Raw genomic sequence first — 17811 nt, 5'->3', positions numbered from 1 at the left:
GAAGCCGCCATGAACTGCTCGATCATTTCCGTCACCGCCTTCCAGCAGAACTGCTCGCTCATCTGGGACGACACCACCAAGCTCGGCGCGCTGGTCGATGCCGGCGGCGAGGCCGACCGGCTGCTCGACATCGCCAGGCAGAAGGGCATCACCATCGAGAAGCTGCTGGTCACGCACGGCCATCTCGACCATTGCGGCGCGGTCGCCGAGCTGGCCGACAAGCTCGGCGTGCCGGTCGAAGGCCCGCATCGCGGCGACGATTTCTGGATCGACGGACTGGCCGACTCGGCAAAGAAGTGGGGCTTTCCGCCGTCGCGCAGCTTTGTGCCGACGCGCTGGTTGGAGGACGGCGACACGGTCACGGTCGGCAGCATCGAGCTCGACGTGGTCCATTGCCCGGGCCACACGCCGGGCCATGTGGTGTTCCTGTTCAAGCCGGGCAAGCTGGCCTGGGTCGGCGATGTGCTGTTCAAGGGCTCGATCGGCCGCACCGACTTTCCGCGCGGCAATCACGACGACCTGATCCACTCCATCCGCGCCAAGCTGTTCCCGCTCGGCGACGACATCCGCTTCGTGCCGGGTCACGGGCCGATGTCCACGTTTGGCGCCGAGCGTGCCGACAACCCCTTCGTGGCCGACGAGAACTTCGGCTGACGCGCGCATGGCCACGCGCAAGACTCCGCCGCCGGCGGCCGGGCGGCCGGCCGGTCCGAAGGAGGCGTCGGCGCTGACGGCGCCAGGTCGCTGCCCGACACGCGCATGGCGCCGATCGCCGGACGCCGCGCCTCGGTCCGATGCGAGAATCGCCCGCATGGCTGCACGCAAAACCCCGCCCCCGGCCGCCGGCGATTCGCTGTTCGGCGATCTCGATCTTCCCGTTCCCGACCCGCGCGACCCTCTCGCGCCTGACGCAGGCTCCGGTCCGTCCGACCGCGCGACCGCCTCCGGCCGCGATTCGGCGCCGGACGCATCGCGCGCCGGGATGCGCGCTGATGCCGGCGAGGCGCGCCCCGGCCGCGATGCCGCCGCCCGCCACCTGTCGCAATCCGCCCCGCTTGCCGAGCGCCTGCGCCCGCACACCATCGCCGACGTGATCGGCCAGCGTCATCTGCTCGGCGAGGGCAAGCCGCTCGCGGTCGCCTTCGCCTCGGGCCGGCCGCATTCGATGATCCTCTGGGGCCCGCCCGGCGTCGGCAAGACCACGCTCGCGCGGCTCATGGCCGACGCCTTCGGCTGTGCCTACATCGCGCTGTCGGCGGTGCTCGCGGGCGTGAAGGACATCCGCGAGGCGGTCGCCACGGCCCAGGCCACGCGCGACGCCACCGGCCGCCAGACGCTGCTGTTCATCGACGAGATCCACCGCTTCAACAAGAGCCAGCAGGACGCGCTGCTGCCGCATGTGGAGAGCGGGCTGTTCGTGTTCGTGGGCGCGACCACCGAGAACCCGAGCTTCGAGGTGAACTCGGCGCTGCTGTCGCGCGCGGCGGTCTACGTACTGGCCTCGCTCGACGAGCCGGCGCTCGGCGAGATGATCGACCGCGCCATCGCCGCGCCCGAGGCGCCCGAGCTGCACGGCATCGTCTTCGAGCCGAAGGCGCGCGAGCTGCTGCTGCGCTCCAGCGACGGCGACGGCCGCAAGCTGCTCAACAACCTGGAGATCGTCGCGCGGGCGATTCCGGCGCCGCGCGCGGCGACAGCCGGGCAGGGCAGTGGCGCCGAACCGGCCGCCGATGCCGGCGCCGTCGCCGAGCGCGCCGCCGAAGAGCCACCCGCCCGCCTCATCGACGAAGCCGTCCTCGCCCGCGCCCTGAGCGAGAACCTGCGCCGCTTCGACAAGGGCGGCGAAGCCTTCTACGACTCGATCAGCGCGCTGCACAAGAGCGTGCGCGGCAGCCAGCCCGACGCCTCGCTCTACTGGTTCTGCCGCATGCTCGACGGCGGCGTGGACCCGCGCTACCTCGCGCGTCGGCTGATCCGCATGGCCAACGAGGACATCGGCCTCGCCGACCCGCGCGCGATCGAGGTCACGCTCGCCGCCGCCGACACCTACGAGCGGCTCGGCTCGCCCGAGGGCGAGCTGGCGCTGGCCCAGGCGCTCGTCTATCTCGCGGTCGCGCCCAAGTCGAACGCGGTCTACACCGCCTACAAGGCCGCGATGCGCTTCGTGAAGGAGGACGGCTCGCGCCCGGTGCCGCTGCACCTGCGCAACGCGCCGACCAAGCTTATGAAGAACCTCGGCTACGGCCACGACTACCGCTACGCCCACGACGAGCCCAACGCCTACGCCGCCGGCGAAACCTACTTCCCGGACGGCATGCGCGAGCCGAGCTTCTACACGCCCACGCCGCGCGGCCTGGAAGCGCGCATCGCCGAGCGGCTCGCCTACTGGCGCGGCCTCGACGACGAGGCGCGCGGCAACGAGCCGTCGTCACGCGGCGACTAGCCGTGCTCGACGTGCGCGGTGCCGCGAGGCGCCCCGCCGGGCCGCGCGCCTTGCCCCCGATCTTCGCGGCCTGCGCCGCCCGTCCGACCTGACAGGAACCTCGCCATGAACACCGTCATCGCGGCACCCGCCGCCGTCCTCGTTCCCGTGTCCGGCAGCAGCGCCGGCTTTCCGGTCCGGCGCATCTACTGCATCGGCCGCAACTACGCCGACCATGCGCGCGAGATGGGCGCCGACCCCGAGCGCGAGCCGCCGTTCTATTTCATGAAGCCGGCCGACGCGATCCGCCCGAGCGGCGCGCGGCTGGCGTTTCCGGGCCAGACCGCGCGGCTCGATCACGAGATCGAGCTGGTCGCGGCCATCGGCAGCGGCGGCGCCGACATTTCGCCCGCGGATGCGCTCGCGCATGTGTGGGGCTATGCGGTCGGCCTCGACATGACGCGGCGCGACTTGCAGGCGGCGGCCAAGAGCAAGGGCCATCCCTGGGAGCCGGCCAAGGGCTTCGACGCGTCGGCGCCGATCTCGGCGCTGCTGCCGGCGAGCGACATTGGCCATCCGCGCGCCGGGCGCATCTGGCTCACGGTCAACGGCGAGCCGCGCCAGAACGGCGACCTCGCCGACATGACCTGGTCGCTCGCCGAGGTGATCGCGCATCTGTCACGGCTCAACCGGCTGGAGCCGGGCGATCTGATCTTCACCGGCACGCCGGCCGGCGTGGGGCCGGTCAAGCCCGGCGATCTGATCGAGGGCGGCGTGGAAGGCGTGGGCACGGTGAGCGCGGTCTACGGCTGAAGACGCGTCAGCGCAGGCGGGCGGGCCGTGAGCCGCGCGGCCGGCGGCGCGCCATCCCTCGCGGCTTAGAATGGCCGCCCCCTGAAAGGCCCAACGTCATGCTCGACATCGCCCTCCTCCGCAAAGATCCCCAGGCGGTCGCCGCGCGCCTCGCGCTCGGCGGCCGCTACCAGCTCGACATCGAGGGCTTCCAGTCGCTCGAAGCCGAGCGCAAGCAGGTCCAGACCCGCACCGAAGAACTCCAGGCCCGGCGCAATGCGCTGTCCAAGCTCGTCGGCATGAAGCGCGGCAAGGGCGAGGACGCCTCGGCCGAGCTGGCCGAAAGCGCCGCCATCCCCGACGAGCTGAAAGCGCTCGAAACGAAGCTCGGCGACGTGCAGGCGCGCCTCAACGCGCTGCTGATGACCGTGCCCAATCTGCCGCACGACAGCGTCCCCGACGGCAAGAGCGACGCCGACAATGTCGAGCTGCGCCGCTGGGGCACGCCGCGCGTGTTCGACTTCGAGGTGAAGGACCATGTCGACGTTGGCGCGAAGCTCGGCCTCGACTTCGACACCGCCGCCAAGCTCTCCGGCGCGCGCTTCGCCTTCCTCAAGGGCCCGGTCGCGCGGCTGCATCGCGCGCTCGCGCAATTCATGCTCGACGTGCAGACCCAGGAACACGGCTACACCGAGTGCTGGACGCCCTACATCGTCAACACCGCCACCTTGCTTGGTACCGGCCAGCTGCCCAAGTTCAAGGAAGACATGTTCTGGGTGACCAAGGGCGGCGCCGAGCAGGCCGAGGATCTCTACCTCGTCAGCACGTCGGAAATCACGCTGACCAACACCGTGCGCGACAGTATCGTGCCGGCCGATCAGCTGCCGATCCGCCTCACCGCCCATACGCCGTGCTTCCGCAGCGAAGCCGGCAGCTATGGCCGCGACACGCGCGGCATGATCCGCCAGCACCAGTTCGACAAGGTCGAGATGGTGCAGATCGTCGATCCCGCCACCTCGTATGAAGCGCACGAGCAGATGACCGGCCATGCCGAAGCCATCCTGCAGAAGCTCGGTCTGCCCTACCGCGTGATGCTGCTGTGCGCCGGCGACATGGGCTTCGGCGCGGCGCGCACCCACGATCTGGAGGTGTGGGTGCCGGCGCAGGGGACGTATCGCGAGATCAGCTCGGTTTCCAACTGCGAGGCCTTCCAGGCGCGCCGCATGCAGGCGCGTTTCCGCAACGCCCAGGGCAAGCCCGAATACGTGCACACGCTCAACGGTTCGGGCCTGGCCGTGGGGCGTGCGCTGGTGGCGGTGCTCGAGAACTATCAGAACGCCGACGGCAGCCTCACCGTGCCCGAAGTGTTGCGTCCTTACCTCGGCGGTACCGAGTGCTTTTCGCCGAACCTCTGATATAGTCGCGGGCTTCGCGCACGACCACGCGTGAAGAAGCAGCAAAGCCGGAGAGGTGGCAGAGTGGTCGAATGCGCCGGACTCGAAATCCGGTGTACGGTTATTCCGTACCGTGGGTTCGAATCCCACCCTCTCCGCCAGTATTCGAAAAAAGCCCCTGGAAACAGGGGCTTTTTTGTTTTCCGGGTCCGCCGCATTTGCAGTTTCGCCGACTGCGAGGTCGCCGCAATGGCGGCCCAGCCTTCAGTCCGTCCATCGCGTGCGGGCTGCGGGCAAATCCTTCAATCAGCCGCCAACGCACTTCACGCCCGTGCTCGCCCAACTCTGCCGGTTGCGCGCCCGTCCCCTGTCTCAGCGCCGCTTTAACCCGCATTCCGAATACGCCTTCGCCTCCAGCGTGCGATAGGAGCGCGCGGTCTGCCGGGCGTCGTCGGTGTCGCGGAAGATGCCGCCGCCTTCGCCGCCGAGCGTCGCGTACTTGGCGAAGGTCGAGGCCTGCACATAGTCGTCATAGCCGAGCACGTCGGCGATCTTGTCGATCGCGCATGAGCATTTGTACAGGCTCACGAATTCGCCGCCCTGGCCGTTGACGCACTCCTGGACGTATTCCACGCGCGCTGTCGTCGGATAGCTGTGGCGCGGCTGGGCCGGCTCGTCGGCGCGCGCGCTGCCGGCAAAGCTTGCAAGCGCTGTCGCCGCCAGCAGCCTGGCGACGGTCCCGGAACGGATTGCTGAGGTCAACATGGTCTCCTTGGTTGTTATGCCGCTTGCCGACGCAAATGCCGGTCCAGCCCGGCGCTGCATCGTGCCGCCCGACGCCAATGACAGATTGCGCGAGTCCCCCGGATCGACGCGGCTCAAACTGTCACAGCGGCCGGCGATGCCGCACTGCACACCTGCACGCAGGGCGCCGCGGCCTCGCAGCATGCGACCGGTCGACGGGGACGCGAAGCCCGCCTTTCCCTAGGGAAGCAGGCCTGACGGCAGGCCGATTCAGGGTTTTTCCGCCGGATCACTGGCACAGAAAGTGATTCATGCAAGGCGAGTTGATGCCCTTCTCCGAAGGCTGGCGCCGTTGATGGCGACGCAGGCCGGAGGTGCTTCCAGCCCCCGTCAGAGGGGCGGCGCACCAGGGTGCCGGTTCCGATCGGTACTCATTCCATCGCAACAAGCGGGACAAGAAAAATCCTGGAGGAGACACACATGACCATCCGTTACGCGGTAGCGGGCGCGACGACGCTCGCACTCTCGATGCTGTCGCTCTCGGCGCATGCCGACGCACAACTCGACAGCGCCATCAAGAACCCGGCCAACTGGGCAGCCCAGGCCGGCGACTACGCCAACCAGCGCTACAGCGATCTCAAGCAGATCAATGCATCGAACGTCGGCAAGTTGCAGGCGTCGTGGACGCTGTCCACCGGCGTGCTGCGCGGTCACGAAGGCTCGCCGCTGGTGGTGGGCGACACGATGTACATCCACTCGCCGTTCCCCAACAAGGTCATCGCGGTCAGCCTCAAGGACCAGACCTTCAAGTGGAAGTACGAGCCGAAGCAGGATGCCGCCGTCGTTCCGGTCATGTGTTGCGACACGGTCAATCGCGGCCTCGCCTATGGTGACGGCAAGATCTTCCTGCAGCAGGCCGACACCACGCTGGTCGCGCTCGACGCGGTCACGGGCAAGGTCGTGTGGTCGGTGAAGAACGGCGATCCGAAGGTCGGCGAGACCAATACCAACGCGCCCCACGTCTTCAAGGACAAGGTCATCACCGGCATCTCGGGCGGTGAGTTCGGCGTGCGTGGCCGCGTGACGGCCTACGACATCAAGACCGGCAAGGAAGTCTGGAAGGGCTACAGCGTCGGCCCCGACGCCGAGATGCTGATCGACCCGGCCAAGACCGTGACCTGGACCGACGGCAAGCTCGCGCCGGTCGGCAAGGACAGCTCGATCAAGACCTGGCAGGGCGACCAGTGGAAGATCGGCGGCGGCACGACCTGGGGCTGGTACAGCTACGACCCCAAGACCAACCTGATGTACTACGGCTCGGGCAACCCCAGCACCTGGAACCCCAAGCAGCGCCCCGGCGACAACAAGTGGTCGATGTCGATCTGGGCCCGCGATGTGGATACCGGCAAGGTCAAGTGGGTCTACCAGATGACCCCGCATGACGAGTGGGACTTCGACGGCATCAACGAAATGATCCTGGCCGACGTCAACGTCAAGGGTCAGAAGGTGCCGGCGCTGGTCCACTTCGACCGCAACGGCTTCGGCTACACGCTCAACCGCGAAACCGGCGAGCTGCTGGTCGCCGAGAAGTACGACCCGGCGGTCAACTGGGCCACGCATGTCGACATGAAGACCGGTCGGCCGCAGGTGGTGGCCAAGTACTCGACCGAGCAGAACGGCGAAGACGTGAACAGCAAGGGCATCTGCCCGGCTGCCCTCGGTTCCAAGGATCAGCAACCGGCTACCTTCGATCGCAAGAGCGGCCTGTTCCTGGTGCCGACCAACCACGTCTGCATGGACTACGAACCGTTCCGCGTCGAGTACACCGCCGGCCAGCCGTATGTGGGCGCCACGCTGTCGATGTTCCCGGCGCCCAACAGTCATGGCGGCATGGGCAACTTCATCGCCTGGGATGCCGGCACCGGCAAGATCGCCTGGAGCAAGCCGGAGAAGTTCTCGGTCTGGTCGGGCGCGCTCGCGACGGCTGGCGACGTGGTGTTCTACGGAACGCTCGAGGGCTACCTCAAGGCCGTGAGCCCGAAGGACGGCAAGGAGCTGTGGAAGTTCAAGGTTCCGTCCGGGATCATCGGCAACGTGTTCACCTACGAGTACTCGGGCAAGCAGTACGTCGGCGTGTATTCGGGCATTGGCGGCTGGGCCGGCATCGGCATGGCGGCGGGTCTGGAGAACGCGCAGGACGGTCTGGGCGCCGTGGGCGGCTACAAGGACCTGGCCAAGTACACCGACCTTGGCGGCGCGCTGTTCGTGTTTGCGCTGCCGAGCAACTGATCGCAAACCCGCGAACCCTCGGGCATGCCGCCCGGGGGCTCCGGAGCCGCGGAGGTTGCGGCTCCGGAGGTTTTCACACCACAGGAGTCATCCGATGAAACCGCTGTACAAGCTGCTCGCCGCCTCCGCGTTCGCCGTCCTTGCGACTGCGTCGGTCAGCGCGCAGGACGCCGGTGCCGACGCGCCCTACAAGGTGGTCGAGGGCAACAAGGTCGATGCCGACACCCTCAAGGGCTGGAAGACCTGGCGCGCACTGGCCTGCGAGCGCTGCCACGGCGCCCAGCAGGAAGGGCTGGTCGGGCCGTCGCTGGTCGAGTCGCTCAAGCGCCTGACCAAGACCGAGTTCCAGACCACGGTGATGAACGGTCGCATCGAGAAGGGCATGCCCAACTTCAGCGGCAGCCAGCAGATGGTCGACAACTGGCAGAACCTGTACGCCTATCTCAAGGGGCGTTCCGACGGCAAGATCCAGCCGGGCAACCTCAAGCCGATGGATCCGCAATGAACCCGCGCCGCTGCGCGACGAACGCGCGCTACCGCGCCGGCGCTGCCGGCCGACGGATTGCGGCGCTGTTCGGAATGCTGGCGCTCGCCGTGCCCGCGCTGGCGCAGGAAGCGCCCGTGGACGACAAGCTGCTGCGGGTCTGCGCCGATCCGCACAATCTGCCGCAGTCGGACGACCGTGGCGGCGGCTATGAGAACCGCATCGCCGAGGCGATGGCCAAGGATCTCGGCCGCGAACTGACCTACACCTATTTCCCGCAGCGCATGGGCTTCGTGCGCCAGACGCTGCGGGCCAAGGATGCGACCACGCAGCGCTTCAAGTGCGACCTGATCGTGGGCGTGCCCAAGGGTTATGAGCTGACCGCCACGACCCAGCCGTATCTGCATTCGACCTATGCGCTGCTCTACACGCGGCGCGGCGCGCTCGCCAACGTGAGCAGCGCCGAAGAAGTGCTGGCGCTGCCGCCGGCCCAGCGCGCCAGGCTGCGCTTTGGCTATTTCGCGCCGTCGCCGGCCGTCGACTGGCTGCTGCGCAACGGTCTGTTCGAGCAGTCGATCGCGCATGCCGCGCTCAACGGCGATCCGGAGGAAAGCCCGGGCAAGATCATGGCGCGCGAGCTGGAGTCGGGCCGCATCGACGTGGCCGTGCTCTGGGGGCCGGTCGCGGGCTTTCTCGCGCGCGAACACGGCGGCGACTGGGCCACGCTGGCGCTCAAGTCGGACGATCCGTCGATCAAGTTCGACTACGAGATCTCGATGGGCGTGCGCTTCGGCGAGCCGCAATGGAAAAGCACGGTCGACGGCTGGATCGCCGCCAACCGCGACCGCATCGACGCCATCCTCGCCAGCTATCGCGTGCCGCTGGTGGATGAGCGCGGCCTGCCGCGCGGCGCGGCCAGCAACTGATGCGTGCCGCGCGGCGGGGCTGCCTCGCGGCGGCCGGGGCGATGGCGCTGCTGGCGGCGCTGCCGGCGCGCGCGGTCGAGGCCGGCGACGTCGGCAGCGACATCAGTCCGGCCGAGACGCTGCTGTTCCTCGACGACCACATGGCCGGCTTCGCGGCCGGTCGCCGCATCGATTACCGCATCGAGCATCGCGGCGCGACGCCGCCAGCCGAGGATGAGCGCTTCACGCTGACGGCGTCCGGCACGGCGGCGCGACGCAGCCTGGTGCTCACCGACCGGCGCGGCGACTTCGCGCTGCCGGGCGGCGCGGGCGCGACGCCCAATCCGATGATCCTGTTCTTCCTCGACCGCGAAGTGGCCGCGATGGAGCGCGCCACCGGTGGTCAGCGCCGGCACTTCAACCGGCTGATCCGCACGGCGCTGGCGCGCGGGCCCGAGATCGGTGCCGGCACGCTCGACATCGACGGCAAGCCGCTGGCGACGCGCGAGATCGTCATCGAGCCCTACCGCGACGATGCGCAGCGCGCGCGCTATCCCGAGCTGGCGCGCAAGCGCTTGCGCTTCGTGCTGGCCGATGCGCTGCCGGGCCGCGTGGTCGAGTTGCACTCGGAACTTCCGGCGACCGATGGCGGCAGCGGCGCGGTCGACGATGTGCTGCGGTTTGCCGGAGCGCGCTGACGGCGCTGGCCGGGCAATGCGGCGGGCGCGCCGCGCGGCGTGGCTGGTTCTGCTGACGCTTTGCGCTGCGCAGGCACAGGTGGGCGCGGCCTTCGAGTTGCGCGAACTGGCGCCGGGCGTGTTCATGCACAGCGGCCGGCAGGAAGAAACCTCGCGCGACAACCTGGGCGACATCGCCAATCTGGCCTTGGTGGTCGGCACGCGTTGCGCGGCGGTCATCGACAGCGGTGGCTCGGCGGCGGTCGGGCGCGCCTTCGTCGCGGCGGTGCGGCGCACGACGCCGCTGCCGGTCTGCGTGCTGGTCAACACCCATGCCCATCCCGACCATGTGCTGGGCAATGCGGCCTTCGTCGAGGCCTGGCCGGGCTTGCGCATCGTCGGGCATGCGCGCTTGCCGGCGGCGCTGGCGGCGCGCGGGCCGGCCTATCTGCATGCGCTGCAACGCGATCTTGGCGCGCTTGCCGACGGCAGCCGCATCGTCGCGCCGACCGAGACCGTCGAGCGTGAAACCGTCGTCGATCTGGGTGGCCGCAGGCTCGCGCTGCGCGCCTGGGCCACGGCCCACACCGACTGCGACCTGACGGTTCACGACGACGCGAGCGGCACGCTGTTCACCGGCGATCTGCTGTTCGTCGAACGCATTCCGGCGCTCGACGGCAGCCTGCCGGGCTGGCTTGCCGCGCTGGCCGAACTGCGCGCGCTCAAGCCACGCCATGTGCTGCCCGGTCACGGTCCGGCCGATCCCGGCTGGCCAGCGGAACTCGACAAAGAGGCGGATTATCTGAATCTTCTGGCGCGCGAGGTGGATGCGGCCATCGCTGCCGGTCGCGGCCTGGGCGAGACGCTCGACGCGTCTGCGCCGCCATCGCGCTGGAAGCTCGCCGAGCACTATCACCGGCGCAACATCACGGCGGCCTTTGCCGAGCTGGAATGGGCGCGCTGACCGGAGGCGGAGATGAAGCCTGAAGCTGCAAATCACGCGACGCGCCGGCGCCTGCTCGGCACGACGCTGCTGGGGCTGACGCTGCCGGCATTCGCCATCGAGGCCGGCGATCCGTCGCCGGTATGGGAGAAGCTGCGCGCCGGGCTGTTCAAGGGCCGCAGCATTGCCGTCGACGACGGCAGCCTGCTCAGGCTCGACGCGCCGGTACGCGCCGACGATGCGGCCGTGGTGCCGATCGGCGTCGAGGCGCGGTTTGCGCAATCGCCGGAACGCGCGGTGCGGCGCCTGACGCTCATCGTCGACAACAATCCGGCGCCGGTGGTCGGCACGTTCGACTTCGGGCCGGCGAGCGGGCTGGCGGCCATCGAGACGCGGGTGCGGGTCGAGGAATACAGCCATGTGCGCGCCATCGCCGAGCTGGCCGACGGCTCGCTGGTGATGACCACGCGCTTCGTCAAGGCGTCGGGCGGCTGCTCGGCGCCGGCCGCGAAAGACCGCGAACGCGTGCTCGCCAATGTGGGCCGCATCCTGCTGCGGGTGCAGCCGCCGCTGCGGCTCGGCGCGCCCAACACGGCGCAGCTGATGATCGGCCACCCCAACGACTCGGGCATGGCGATGGACCAGATCACGCGCACCTATGCCACGCCCTGGTTCGTGCGCGAGCTGGCCATCGACTTTGCCGGCCAGCCGGTGCTGCGCGCCGACATCGGCATCGGCGTGAGCGAGAACCCGAATTTCAGATTCCGCTTTCAGCCCGAGAGCGACGGGCTGCTGACGGCGCGCGCTGTCGACACGCGCGACACGGTGTTCGACACCCGGCTTGCGATCCGCAACGGCCAGGTGGAGTCGGCGTGAAGCGGCTCGGCGTCTGCGCGCTGGCGGCCTTGCTCGCGGGCTGCGCCGGCGTGGGTGTCGGCATCGGCGGCGGGCAATGGGGTGTGTCGACCGGCACGCGCTTGTGCCCGGCCGACGGGCGCTTCGGCTTTGGCGCGACCGAGCCTTGCCCCTTCGACACGCCCGAGCCGCGGCTGACCGAGTTGCGCGCCGAAGCGCTCGCCGACGGCGTCTGGGTGCTGCGCGGCAGCGGCGACGAGGCGGCGCCGCGCAATCGCGGCTGGGTCGCCAACATCGGCGTGATCGTGGGGCCCGAAGGCGTGGTGCTGGTCGATACCGGCACGTCCGGGCATCAGATCGAGGCGGCGCTGGCGGCGGTGGCCCGGCTCACGTCGCAGCCGGTGGTGCTGGCGGTCGTCACGCATCAGGCGCCGGAGTTCGTGTTCGGCGCGGCCATCCTGCGCGAGCGCGGCATTCCGCTGCTGGCCCATGCGCGCGCGGCGGCCTTCATCGAGGAGCGCTGCGAGATCTGCCTCGGCAAGCTGCGCGACACGCTCGGCGCGGCCGAGATGCGCGACAGCGTGGTGACGGTGCCCGAGCGCACGATCGATCGCGACACGGTCATCGCGGTCGGCGGGCGCGAGATCGAGCTGATCGACGTGTCGCAGGCGCGCGGCACCGGCGACATCGTCGTGCGCGATCGCGCGAGCGGCGTGCTGTTCGCGTCGGGGCTGGCATCGGCCGGGCGGCTGCCCGAATTGCGCATCGGCGACCTCGACGGCTGGCAGGCGGCGCTGGCGCGGCTTGCGGCGCTGAAGCCGGCCATCGTGGTGCCGGGCTTTGGCGCGCCGGGCGGCGCGGAGGTGCTGACGGACACCGGCCGCTATCTCGCCGGGCTCGACGCCGCGGTGCGCGATGCGCTGGCGCGCGACGTGGGCCTCGTGCATGCGATGAACGGGCTGCGCGTGGCGGGCTTCGAGCGCTGGGCCGGGCAATCGACCATCGCGCCGCAGAACGTGCAGAAACGCTGGCTGGCGCTGGAAGCCGCCGGGCAGTGAGCCGCCGAATCGGCCACGCCAAAAGAAAAACCCCGACCGGTGAGGATCGGGGTTTTCTGGAATTCGTGGTGGTGAAAGAGGGACTCGAACCCTCGACCTCGGCATTATGAGTGCCGCGCTCTAACCGGCTGAGCTACTTCACCATCATTTCCGCAAGGTCACGCGGAAAGCGCGCGATTATCGTGGACGAATCTGACGCTGTCAAACCTTGTCGCCGGCTTCGGGGCCGGCGGGTGTGGGGTCGGACACAACATCGGCGTCGGCGTCGGCACCGGCGGGCGGCAGGCCCGCGTCGGCATCGACGTCGGCCGGCGATTGCGGCGGATCGGCGGGCAGGCTGGTGGCCACCACGTCGCTGGCGTCATCGGCGCTGCTGCTGTCGATGTCGGTCGCGTGCGGGGCGCTCGGCTCGGGCGTCGGTTCGGCGGCGGTCGATTCGGCTTCCGGCTCGATAAAGGCCAGATCGGCTTCCTCGTCGTAGACCACGCGGTTGCGCAGCGCCTTGGCTTCCTCGCGGTCGAATTCCTCGCCCGATTCGGCGCGGATCTCGAACACATGGAGCTTGCAGGCGAGCGCGCCGTTGAACAGCGCGAGGCTGCGCGCCGGCTTGAGCCGCAGCTTGCCGGCGAGGTTGGGATCGCTCGACAGGATGGCGACGCGCCAGCCGACGAAGCGCTCCTTGAGCGCGCGGCCGAAGTCCTCGAAGAAGGCGCGGTCGTCGTCGTTGACCTCGTCGGTCTGGCGGCCGCGCACATGGATGCGCTCGCCGTAGGGCGGGTTGCAGATGAGCAGGCCGGGTTCGGGCGTGGGCGGCTCGACCAGGCGGGCGTCGATCTGGCGCCATTCGATGTCGACGCCGGCGCGTTCGGCATTGGACTTGGCGGCGGGCAGGGCGGCGATGGAGATGTCGCTGCCGTAGATGCGCGCTTCGGTTTCGTCGTTGATGCGCGCGCGGGCTTCGGCCAGCAGCGCGTCCCAGACCGTGCCGTCGAAGCCGGCAAGGTGGCGGAAGGCGAACTCGCGTTCCAGCCCCGGCGCGCGGCCGAAGGCGATGTGGGCGGCCTCGATGGGGATGGTGCCGCTGCCGCAGAACGGATCGATCAGCGGTTCGGCCGGCGTCCAGCCCGACAGCGCGAGCAGGCCGGCGGCGAGGTTCTCGCGCAGCGGCGCGGCCACCTTCTCAAGCCGCCAGCCGCGCTTGAACAGCGCTTCGCCGCTGGTGTCGAGATAGAAGATGGCGTTCGACTCGTCGCAGAACACGCTGATGCGCACGTCGGGCGTGGCGGTGTCGATGCTGGGGCGGCGGCCGGTCTCGTTGCGGAAGCGGTCGCAGATCGCGTCCTTGATCTTCAGCGTGGTGAATTCGAGGCTGCGCAGCGGCGAACGCTGGGCGACGAGTTCGACCTTGATGGTGACATCGGGGCTGAACCAGCCGGCCCAGTCGATGCCGCCGGCGATGCGGTTGAGGTCATGCTCGTCGCGGTAAGTGCCGGTCTCGATGGCGCGCAGCACGCGGCTGGCGATGCGCGATTCGAGGTTGACGCGCATGCCCAGGCGATGGTCGCCGGTGAATTGCACGCCGCCCGGCACGATGCGGATTTCGCCGGCTTCGAGCTTGTGGAGTTCGTCGCGCAGCACGGGTTCGAGGCCGCGCGGGCAGGGCGAGAACCAGCGCGCGATGCCGGTGGCCAAGTCGCCGGTGGCTGCGGGCGGGCGCGCCGGAGCGGGCCGTTCGCCGCGGTTGTCGCGGTCGAAGCGCGGACGGTCGTCGCGCGACTGATAGGGCCGGTCGTCGCGCGGGCGGAACGGCGGGCGCTCGCCACGATCCTGGTAGGCCGGACGGTCGCCGCGTTCGCGGAACGGGCGGTCGCCGGCGGGGCGCTCGCTGCGGTCCTGGAACGGCCGGTCTTCACGCGGGCGGAACGGCGCGCGTTCGCCGCGATCCGGGTAGGCCGGGCGGTCGCCGCGTTCGCGGAACGGGCGGTCGCCGGCGGGGCGGTCGCCACGGTCCTGGAACGGCCGGTCTTCACGCGGGCGGAACGGCGCGCGCTCGCCACGATCCTGGTAGGCCGGACGGTCGTCGCGTTCGCGGAACGGGCGGTCGCCGGCAGGGCGCTCGCTGCGGTCCTGGAACGGCCGGTCTTCGCGCGGGCGGAACGGCGGACGCTCGCCGCGCTCCTGATAGGCCGGGCGGTCGCCACGCGGCTGATAGGGCGGACGGTCGCCCGCCGGGCGGTCGTCGCGTTCGCGGAATGGACGGTCGCCGCGATCCTGGAACGGCCGGTCTTCACGCGGGCGGAACGGCGGGCGCTCGCCACGATCCTGGTAGGTCGGGCGGTCGTCGCGTTCGCGGAACGGGCGGTCGCCGGCAGGGCGGTCGCCGCGGTCCTGGAACGGCCGGTCTTCGCGCGGGCGGAACGGCGGGCGCTCGCCGCGCTCCTGATAGGCCGGGCGGTCGCCGCGCGGCTGATAGGGCGGACGGTCGCCGGCAGGCCGGTCGCCGCGTTCGTGGAACGGGCGGTCGCCGCGGTCCTGGAACGGCCGGTCCTCGCGCGGGCGGAACGGCGGACGCTCGCCGCGATCCTGATAAGCCGGGCGGTCGCCGCGCGGCTGATAGGGCGGACGGTCGCCGGCAGGCCGGTCGCTGCGTTCATGGAACGGGCGGTCGCCGGCCGGGCGCTCGCTGCGCTCCTGATAGGGCCGGTCCTCGCGCGGACGGAAGGGCGGGCGCTCGCCGCGATCCTGGTAGGCCGGGCGGTCGCCGCGCGGCTGATACGGCGGACGGTCGTCCGTCGGGCGGTCGGTGTTGCGGCCCTGATAGGGCGCGCGGTCGTCGCGCTGGCCACGGTCGTCGCGGCGCGGATAGCGGTCGTCGCCACGCGGGGGCGGACGGTCGTTGCGCGCATAGCGGTCGTCCGGGCGGCGTTCGCCGTCGGGCCGGCGCTCGGCGGCCGGCGGACGCGGCGGTTCGCTTTCGCGGGCGCGCTCGATCACCTTGCGCGCGCGCGGGCCGCTGCGGGTGCCGGTGTCCCAGGTGTTGTCGTCGCGCGGAGGCACGCGCAGTTGGGGGCGCGACGGCTTGTCGTCGTCGCGCGAATCGTTGTCTTGGTCGGCCATGGCAGGCTCGCTTTCAGAACGGCTTGAAGATCACGAGCGCAACTGCACCGATGAGGATGGGCAGCGCGGGGATTTCGTTCAGCCAGCGGTAGAACACATGACCATGGCGGTTGCGGCCATGGCGGAAATCGATCATCAGCTTGCCGAGGTACACATGCACGGCAAGCAGGATCAGGACGAGGCTGGCCTTGGCATGCAGCCAGCCGTTGCCGGGCACCTTCCACATCGGATAGCCCAGCCACATCACGAGCCCGAGGGCCACGGCGATCACCGCAGCCGGGGTCATGATGCCCCAGTAGAGCTTGCGCTCCTGGGTTTGCAGCCGCTCGATGCCGACCGGGTCGGACGCGAGCGAGTGATAGACGAACAGCCGCGGCAAATAAAACAGCCCCGCGTACCAGCTGACCACGAAGACGATGTGGAAAGTCTTGATCCAGAGATAGGCAGGGGTCATGGCGGGCAACCGGCGGCGAAAACCGGCCAGTGTAGCCCGCCGTCAGTGGCCGCGATGCCGGAACAGCGAGTAATGCCGGTAACTGCCGAGCAGTTGGATGCGGTCGCCGAAGCGTTCGGCGAACTCGGGCGGGATGCTGGCGTGATCGTCGTCGACATGGCCGATGGCGAAATACACCGTGCGATCGGCATCGACCAGCGCCAGCGCCTCGTCGAGCGACACCGCGCGCGCCGTGGCCCGCGAATAGAACTTGGCCGAATGCGGCAGCGCCGCGCGCACGAACAGCAGCTCGCCGGGCGCGTCGGCTTCGGCGCTGCGCCAGTCGGCGACCAGCCGCGCCACCGAGCGGCCATCGGCGTAACTCGGCGCCCAGCTCCAGAAGCCGATGGCGAAGATCAGCGGCAGCACGGCAGCCGCACGGCGCAGTGCCGGCGCCCAGCGGTCGGCGCCGGCCAGCCAGGGCGCGAGCAGCAGCGCGAGCGCCGGCAGCGCCGGCAGCGAATAGGTCCAGATGAGGTTGCCCGACATCGTGAAGAAGCCCTGGGCGCAGAAGGCCGCGAGCAGCAGATAGACCAGCTCGTCGCGCGACCAGGGCGCGCTGCCGTGGCGGCTGACGCCGGTGGCGCGGCCTTGCCGGCTCGCAGCCGTGGGTGCCGGCGCGGCGGCGCGGCGGCGCGCGATGCCGCGCCAGAGCGCCACCAGCACCAGCGCGCCGGCTGCGACGGTCCACGGTGCGGCGCCGGCCAGCCAGTCGATCCAGATCTGGCCGTGCGGCTCGGTGTGGGCATTGCCGTAGCGGTCGCCGGCCCAGCCGGGCTCGGTGAAGCGCTTGTAGTGCTCGCCGATGAAGAAGTATTCCCAGTAGCCCGGCGTGCGGATCTCGGCCGCGATGTACCAGGGCGCGCAGATGGCGCCGGCCAGCAGCGTGCCGCGCAGCCACGGCAAGCCGCGCCACAGCGTCAGCCAGCGGTTGTGCAGCAGCGTCCAGGCAAAGATCGGCAGGCCGGCATAGACCAGCGCCACCGGCCCCTTGGCCAGCATGCCGAGCCCCGCCGCCACGAAGAAGCCCCAGCGCCAGACCGGCGCCGCCGGCCGGTCGCTGGCGCCGCGCGCCACCACGGCAAAGCGGAAGGCGGCGATCAGCCAGGTGGTGCAGAAGACCAGCGACGCCTCGGTCATGACCGCGCCGGCGCTGACAAAGGCGAGCGGCATCGTCGCCAGGATGAAGACGGCGGCGAGGCCCGTGGCGCGGCGCAGCGCAGTGTCGGCGCGCGCGGCGGCGTGGCGGCCGGCGGCGTCGTAGGCTGACGGCTGGCCCGGCACGAGGCCGGCGCGCGGCCGGTAGCCGGGCGCCGGCACCAGCTCGCGGCCCCAGGCAAACACGATGGCGCAGGTCGCCGCGAAGAACAGCAGCGACGGCAGCCGCACCGCGAATTCATTGACGCCAAACACCGCCATCGACGCGGCGCCGGCCCAGGCATAGAGCGGCGGCTTGGCCCAGAACGGCACGCCCGGATCGTTCTGCGGCGTGATCCAGTCGCCGCTCGCCAGCATCAGCCGGGCGACCTCGCCGTAGCGCGCCTCGGTGGTGTCGTAGAGCACATAGGCGCCGAGCGTGAACAGCCGCACCAGCCCGACCGCCAGAATCAGCCCGAGCAGCCAGCGCCCGGCCTGGCG

At 70.2% G+C, this 17811-nt stretch carries 14 protein-coding genes, 2 tRNA genes and 1 pseudogene; 12 read left to right on the top strand and 5 right to left on the bottom strand.

The features are described from left to right. Positions 1 to 9: 9 nt before the first annotated feature. From B9P64_RS00980 to B9P64_RS00960, 5 genes are all read left to right on the top strand, one after another. The gene (locus tag B9P64_RS00980; protein WP_085314400.1) at positions 10 to 654 is read left to right on the top strand and encodes an MBL fold metallo-hydrolase; all 645 of its coding nucleotides are present in this window, start codon (positions 10 to 12) and stop codon (positions 652 to 654) included. A gap of 328 nt (positions 655 to 982) precedes the next feature. Next, positions 983 to 2443, top strand: a complete 1461-nt coding sequence (locus B9P64_RS00975; RefSeq protein WP_084544817.1) for a replication-associated recombination protein A — start codon at positions 983 to 985, stop codon at positions 2441 to 2443. A gap of 105 nt (positions 2444 to 2548) precedes the next feature. Beyond that, entirely contained in the window at positions 2549 to 3235 is a 687-nt protein-coding gene (locus B9P64_RS00970) for a fumarylacetoacetate hydrolase family protein (protein WP_085314399.1), read from the top strand. 98 nt (positions 3236 to 3333) lie between these two features. Next, complete coding sequence (serS, locus tag B9P64_RS00965) at positions 3334 to 4629, top strand: serine--tRNA ligase (RefSeq protein WP_085314398.1); 1296 nt, start codon at positions 3334 to 3336, stop codon at positions 4627 to 4629. Positions 4630 to 4678: 49 nt separating this feature from the next. Continuing rightward, positions 4679 to 4769 (top strand) — tRNA-Ser (locus tag B9P64_RS00960). Between the two features lie 211 nt (positions 4770 to 4980). On the opposite strand, the gene B9P64_RS00955 is transcribed toward B9P64_RS00960, so the two are convergent. Continuing rightward, positions 4981 to 5370, bottom strand: a complete 390-nt coding sequence (locus B9P64_RS00955) for a hypothetical protein (protein WP_235839848.1) — start codon at positions 5368 to 5370, stop codon at positions 4981 to 4983. Positions 5371 to 5880: 510 nt separating this feature from the next. Between B9P64_RS00955 and B9P64_RS00950 the strand changes: the two genes are divergently transcribed. From B9P64_RS00950 to B9P64_RS00920, 7 genes are all read left to right on the top strand, one after another. Next, positions 5881 to 7641, top strand: coding sequence for a methanol/ethanol family PQQ-dependent dehydrogenase (locus tag B9P64_RS00950; protein ID WP_456236551.1), 1761 nt, complete (start codon positions 5881 to 5883; stop codon positions 7639 to 7641). 94 nt (positions 7642 to 7735) lie between these two features. Then, a complete protein-coding gene (locus B9P64_RS00945) occupies positions 7736 to 8146 on the top strand; it encodes a c-type cytochrome (protein WP_085314395.1) in 411 nt (136 codons plus the stop codon). After that, entirely contained in the window at positions 8143 to 9051 is a 909-nt protein-coding gene (locus B9P64_RS00940; protein WP_085314394.1) for a quinoprotein dehydrogenase-associated putative ABC transporter substrate-binding protein, read from the top strand. Before B9P64_RS00945 ends, B9P64_RS00940 begins: the two co-directional genes overlap by 4 nt. After that, positions 9051 to 9728: a hypothetical protein gene (locus B9P64_RS00935; RefSeq protein ID WP_139826069.1), complete on the top strand. Its 678-nt coding sequence runs from the start codon at positions 9051 to 9053 to the stop codon at positions 9726 to 9728. The genes B9P64_RS00940 and B9P64_RS00935 overlap by 1 nt, the downstream gene beginning before the upstream one ends. 79 nt (positions 9729 to 9807) lie before the next feature. Continuing rightward, positions 9808 to 10671 (top strand): quinoprotein relay system zinc metallohydrolase 2, encoded by an 864-nt coding sequence (locus B9P64_RS00930; protein ID WP_235839847.1) that lies wholly within the window; start codon positions 9808 to 9810, stop codon positions 10669 to 10671. A 12-nt stretch (positions 10672 to 10683) separates the two neighbouring features. Beyond that, complete coding sequence (locus B9P64_RS00925; RefSeq protein WP_085314391.1) at positions 10684 to 11526, top strand: quinoprotein dehydrogenase-associated SoxYZ-like carrier; 843 nt, start codon at positions 10684 to 10686, stop codon at positions 11524 to 11526. Beyond that, positions 11523 to 12563, top strand: coding sequence for an MBL fold metallo-hydrolase (locus B9P64_RS00920; RefSeq protein WP_176256678.1), 1041 nt, complete (start codon positions 11523 to 11525; stop codon positions 12561 to 12563). The genes B9P64_RS00925 and B9P64_RS00920 overlap by 4 nt, the downstream gene beginning before the upstream one ends. 66 nt (positions 12564 to 12629) lie before the next feature. Here the strand turns inward: B9P64_RS00920 and B9P64_RS00915 are convergent. From B9P64_RS00915 to B9P64_RS25960, 4 genes and pseudogenes are all read right to left on the bottom strand, one after another. Beyond that, positions 12630 to 12706, bottom strand: a tRNA-Met gene (locus B9P64_RS00915). A 388-nt stretch (positions 12707 to 13094) separates the two neighbouring features. Then, positions 13095 to 14255, bottom strand: a pseudogene (locus tag B9P64_RS27185) (THUMP domain-containing class I SAM-dependent RNA methyltransferase); the annotation flags it as partial. Positions 14256 to 15693: 1438 nt separating this feature from the next. Beyond that, entirely contained in the window at positions 15694 to 16134 is a 441-nt protein-coding gene (locus B9P64_RS00905) for a CopD family protein (RefSeq protein WP_085314390.1), read from the bottom strand. A 42-nt stretch (positions 16135 to 16176) separates the two neighbouring features. Continuing rightward, the gene (locus B9P64_RS25960; RefSeq protein WP_085314389.1) at positions 16177 to 17763 is read right to left on the bottom strand and encodes a phospholipid carrier-dependent glycosyltransferase; all 1587 of its coding nucleotides are present in this window, start codon (positions 17761 to 17763) and stop codon (positions 16177 to 16179) included. Between the last annotated feature and the right edge of the window lie 48 nt (positions 17764 to 17811).

The organism is Derxia lacustris (assembly GCF_002105195.1).
Lineage (GTDB): Bacteria > Pseudomonadota > Gammaproteobacteria > Burkholderiales > Burkholderiaceae_E > Derxia > Derxia lacustris.
Note: the sequence above shows the minus strand (reverse complement) of the source record. Positions and strands in the feature narration are given on the sequence as shown.